The organism is Streptomyces sp. WAC04114 (assembly GCF_019733245.1).
GTDB classification, from domain to species: Bacteria; Actinomycetota; Actinomycetes; order Streptomycetales; family Streptomycetaceae; genus Streptomyces; species Streptomyces massasporeus_A.
In genome coordinates this window covers 1-4,521 of record NZ_JAIGQA010000311.1, presented here as the reverse complement: position 1 = coordinate 4,521, position 4,521 = coordinate 1, and the positions used below count along the sequence as shown (strand labels likewise).

The following is a 4,521-nucleotide window of genomic DNA, read 5'->3' as shown; positions in this document are numbered from 1 at the left end:
CCCGGGCACCGGCCCCTCCCCACCGCATCGTTCGACGCCGGCCCGTCCCGGCCAGTTCCCCCGGGCGGCGGGCGCGCGACGCGCACGAGGGGTGTGCGGCGGACACCCGCACGACCACGGACCGGCGCCCGCGCGCCGCTTCTGCTTCACCGGAGAGAGGGCGGCTCCCTCAGAGGGGAGCGCCGGCCGGGAGCACCTGCTGGGCGCTATGCGGGCCGCGGCGCCGCCGTGCTCGCCCGCTCCACCAGCCGCGTCGACAGCTCCGTCCGCGTGCTCTCCGGATGATGGCCGTCCATCATGCGCAGCAGCGACCGCAGGGCCGTCGCGGCCATCTCGGACAGCGGCTGGCGCACGGTGGTCAGCGCGGGGGAGGCCCAGCGCGCCTCGGGCAGATCGTCGAAGCCCACCACACTGAAGTCGTCGGGGACCCTCAACCCCCTTTCGGCCAGGGCCTCGTAGACCCCCAGCGCCATCCGGTCCGAGCAGACGAAGACCGCGGTCGGCGGCTCGGGCAGGTCGAGGAGTTCCAGCGTGCGGCGGTGGGCGACGCCCTCGTCGAAGCCGGCGTGCCGGAGGTACTCGGCGCGGTGCCGGATCCCGGCCGAGGCCAGCGCCGAGCGGTACCCGGCGACCCGGGCGCTGCTGCACATCGTGCGCCGGTGGCCGGCGACGACGGCGATCCGCTCGTGGCCCAGGGACAGCAGGTGCTCCGTGGCCGTCAGCCCGCCCTGCCAGTTCGCCGCCCCCACCGAGACGACGCCCTCCGGCGGTTCCCGCACCGGGTCGATCATCACGAACGGGATGCGGTGCTGCTCCAGCCACGCGTACTGCGAGTCACTCAGCTCGGCCAGGTTGAACAGGACCCCGGAGGAGCCCCGGGTGACCAGTTTGTCCAGCCAGCCGCGCTCCGGGCGGCCGACCCGGGAGCGGGTCAGCGCCGCCGACACCACGACCTCCAGGCCGGCGTCGTGCGCCGCCTCCTCCACACCGTGCAGCACCGCCCCCGACCAGGAGCTCTCCAGCGAGTGCACGACCAGGTCGACCAGCCGGGGTGCCTTCGCCGCGTCGAAACGGGGTCTGCGCACGTAACCGAGCCGGTCGAGCGCCTCGGTCACGCGGCGGCGGGTCTCGGGTGCCACGTCCTCACGGCCGTTGACCACCTTCGACGCGGTCGGCACGGACACCCCCGCCTCGCGCGCTACGACCGCCAGTGTCGGACCGGCCGCCACGCTCGCACTCGCCGTACGGACCATCGGGGAACCCACCTCTCAGGCCCGCCCGTGGGCCGTGGAAAGTTTCGACCAGCGCTGCCCACGGCGGTCACGAGGTCCGGCCGGGCAGAAAGCGCTTCCTAATGTAAGTGCGGCGCAGGACGGCGGGAAGGGAAAGGGAATCCGTCGCTTCACGCCGGTCAAAACTTTCGAAACCCCGAACAGCGCCCTCAGCCGGGTGTGCAGCCGGGTGGGCGGCTGGGTGCGCCGCGCGACTGAACACACCGCGTGACTGAAGAGGTTCCGTGACCGTGCACGCAGTGTGACCGCGTAACCCGAACAGCCCTCTCACCCGCTCGTCCGCCGGAATACCGGAACACAATGAGTTGCTCTGATCTTCACGGTGCACGAGCGCGGTGAGGAGGCTGGTGAACGCATGACGGCAGACCAGGCAGACCCCGTGGTGAGCACGCCCCATGGCGCCCTCCGGGGCCGGTACGAGCGCGGTGTCGCGGTCTTCCGCGGCATCCCGTACGCGGCCCCGCCCTTCGGCCCTCGCCGCTTCCGCCCGCCCGTGCCCCTGCCGCCCTGGGACGGTGTCCGCGACGCCGGCGCCTTCGGCCCCACCCCTCCGAAGCCGCCGTACTCCGACGCCTTCGCCCACTACCTGTCCGACCCCGTCGTGCCCGGCGACGACTGCCTCAACCTCAACGTCTGGACCCCGCAGCCCGACCCCGCAGCCCGGCTCCCCGTGCTCGTCTGGCTCCACGGCGGCGCCCTGACCAGAGGATCTTCGGCGGTACCCGTCTACGACGGGCATGCCTTCGCCCGTGACGGCGTGGTCTGTGTATCCATCAACTACCGGTTGGGCGTCGAGGGCTACGGACTGTTCCCGGACACGCCCCCGAACCCCGGCCTGCGCGACCAGATCGCCGCCCTGACCTGGGTCCACGAGTCGATCGAGGCCTTCGGCGGCGACCCCGGCCGCATCACCCTCTTCGGCCAGTCCGCGGGGGCGATCAGCATCGGCGCCCTCATCGCCGCACCGCAGACCCAGGGGCTGGTCCGCCGTGCCGTCCTGCAGAGCGGGCCGCCCGAGGCGTCCGAGCGGGCCAAGGTGCGGCGCATGGTCCGCCGGATGGCCTCCCGGCTGAAGATCCCCGCCACCGCCGAGGCCTTCGCCGCCGTCGACCGCGACCTGCTGCTGCGCACCCAGGCCGAGGTGGGCAAGCGGAGCAGCCCGGTGGTCGGCGGTCCCGCGTTCGGCCTGGTCATCGACGGCGACGTCGTCCCCCGCGATCCGCTGGAGGCCCTCACGGACGGCGGCGCGGCCCCCGGCGTGGAACTGCTGCTGGGCTGGACCCGCGACGAGTACCGGCTCTGGCTGGTGCCGGGCGGGCTCCTGGAGCGCGTCGACCGACTCGGAGCCGTCGCTCTCGCGGGTGCCATGGCCCGCTGCCACTGCGGTAGCGAGGTCCCCCGCGGCTACCGCACCCTGCACCCCGAGGCGGGCACGGCGGAGATCGTCGGACAGCTCGTCACCGACCACCTGCTCCGCATCCCCCTGCACCACCTGGCCGACGCCCGCACGGAGCCGTCGTACGTCTACGAGTTCGCCTGGCCCTCGAACCTGCCCGACCTCGGCTCCTGCCACGCCCTGGAGCTGGGCTTCGTCTTCGACACCGGGGACGTCGCCGAGTCCCGGAAACTGGCGGGGGAGGGCGCGCCCCAGGAGCTGGCGGACGCCATGCACGCGGCCTGGGTGCGGTTCGCCACGGACGGCGACCCCGGGTGGGAACGCTGGGACGACGCGCACCCGGTGCGGGTGTTCGGAGACCGCGCGCCGGACGCCGAGAACGGGCTCGCCTACACCGCCCTCGGCCCCCGGGACCGCGAACTCGCCCTCTGGAAGGCCGACGCCCTCACGCCTGCGGACCCCGTACCCACGGTGGTCCCGGCCGGCCTCTCGCCCACCCGCAGCGCCGAACTGCGGTCAGCGGTACGGCGACTCCGCCGCAGCGGCGCCCTGCGGCGTCACTGACGGGGCGCACACCGGGGCACCGGCCGTGCCGCCGGCGCGACGGGGGCGGGCCCACCGAATCCCGCACCATCACGTGCATGCCCAACCCGGCGTGGGCCATGTGCGCGAACGAGGGGCCGGTGGTGTCCTCCAGGACGAAGGCGAGGGTGGGCGTGCCGGCCTCGTCTCTCCGGGCGCCGGTCCGCGCCCACCGTGTGCGGTGCGCCGGGTTACGCCGCTCCCAGAGCCCCCGCGATGCCCGCGATGCCGTCCGGCCCCACGCGGCAGCAGCCGCCGATCAGCCGGGCCCCCGCCTGCTGCCAGCCCTTCACCTGGCCGGTGGTGAAGGTGGAGCGGCCGGACCAGGCGCGCGCCTCGGCGTCCCAGGTCTCGCCGCTGTTGGGGTAGACGACGACCGGCTTGCCGGTGACGCGCGCGGCCGTCGCCGCCGCGGCCTCCACGTCCTGCGGCGCACAGCAGTTCACCCCGACCGCGATCACCTCGTCCGCCTCCGCGGCCAGGGCGAAGGCCTCCTCCAGCGGCTGCCCGGCGCGCGTGCGGTCACCGGCGACGGAGTACGTCAGCCAGGCCGGCACCCCGAGCCCGCGCACCGCCCGCAGCAGGGCCGCGGCCTCGTCGGCGTCCGGGACCGTCTCCAGCGCCAGGACGTCGGGCCGGGCCGCGGCCAGCACCTCCAGGCGCGGCCGGTGGAAACGTTCCAGCTCGTCCACGCTCAGCCCGTAGCGCCCCCGGTACTCCGAGCCGTCCGCGAGCATCGCCCCGTAGGGACCGGCCGACGCCGCCACCCACAGGGGCCGTGCGACGGCCGCCCGCCGGGCCGCCTCCCGGGCCGACTCCACGCTCAGCGCCATGAGTTCGGCTGCCCGGTCACGGCTGATCCCGCGCCCCGCGAACCCCTCGAACGTGGCCTGGTAGCTGGCGGTGATCGCCACGTCCGCCCCCGCCCGGAAGTAGGCGAGGTGCGCCTCGGTCACCGCCTCCGGCTGTTCGGCGAGCAACCGCGCCGACCACAGCTCGTCACTCAGGTCGTGCCCGGCGGACTCGAGCTGGTTGGACATGCCGCCGTCGAGGACGACCGTCCCGGCGGCGAGGGCTTCGGCGAGGGTGAGGGTGCTGGTCATGCCGTTGACGGTAGTCGAGAACCGGCGGCGCACCCCAGCCGTGTATGTCCAGTACATGAACAGATCGACCAGCATGTGGGACGCCGGGTTACGATCACCGCCCTCCCCTCCGATCACGGCCCTCCCCCCTCCGCTCGTACAGGAACAC

General features: G+C 74.2%; 3 protein-coding genes. 1 reads left to right on the top strand and 2 read right to left on the bottom strand.

The genetic code is table 11. From position 1 onward, the window contains the following. Positions 1–206 precede the first annotated feature (206 nt). Entirely contained in the window at positions 207–1,253 is a 1,047-nt protein-coding gene (locus tag K4G64_RS38485; RefSeq protein ID WP_221760498.1) for a LacI family DNA-binding transcriptional regulator, read from the bottom strand. A 394-nt stretch (positions 1,254–1,647) separates the two neighbouring features. Here K4G64_RS38485 and K4G64_RS38480 point away from each other — a divergent pair, with 394 nt between their 5' ends. Beyond that, positions 1,648–3,252 (top strand): carboxylesterase/lipase family protein, encoded by a 1,605-nt coding sequence (locus K4G64_RS38480; protein ID WP_221760497.1) that lies wholly within the window; start codon positions 1,648–1,650, stop codon positions 3,250–3,252. A 209-nt stretch (positions 3,253–3,461) separates the two neighbouring features. Here K4G64_RS38480 and mmuM read toward each other — a convergent pair whose 3' ends face one another. Continuing rightward, positions 3,462–4,373 (bottom strand): homocysteine S-methyltransferase, encoded by a 912-nt coding sequence (gene mmuM / locus K4G64_RS38475; protein WP_221760496.1) that lies wholly within the window; start codon positions 4,371–4,373, stop codon positions 3,462–3,464. Positions 4,374–4,521 lie beyond the last annotated feature (148 nt).

Excerpts from the sequence above, each read along its gene's own strand:
- mmuM (WP_221760496.1), bottom strand. The coding sequence starts at position 4,373 with ATGACCAGCACCCTCACCCTCGCCGAAGCCCTCGCCGCCGGGACGGTC.
- K4G64_RS38485 (WP_221760498.1), bottom strand. The coding sequence starts at position 1,253 with ATGGTCCGTACGGCGAGTGCGAGCGTGGCGGCCGGTCCGACACTGGCG.
- K4G64_RS38480 (WP_221760497.1), top strand. The coding sequence starts at position 1,648 with ATGACGGCAGACCAGGCAGACCCCGTGGTGAGCACGCCCCATGGCGCC.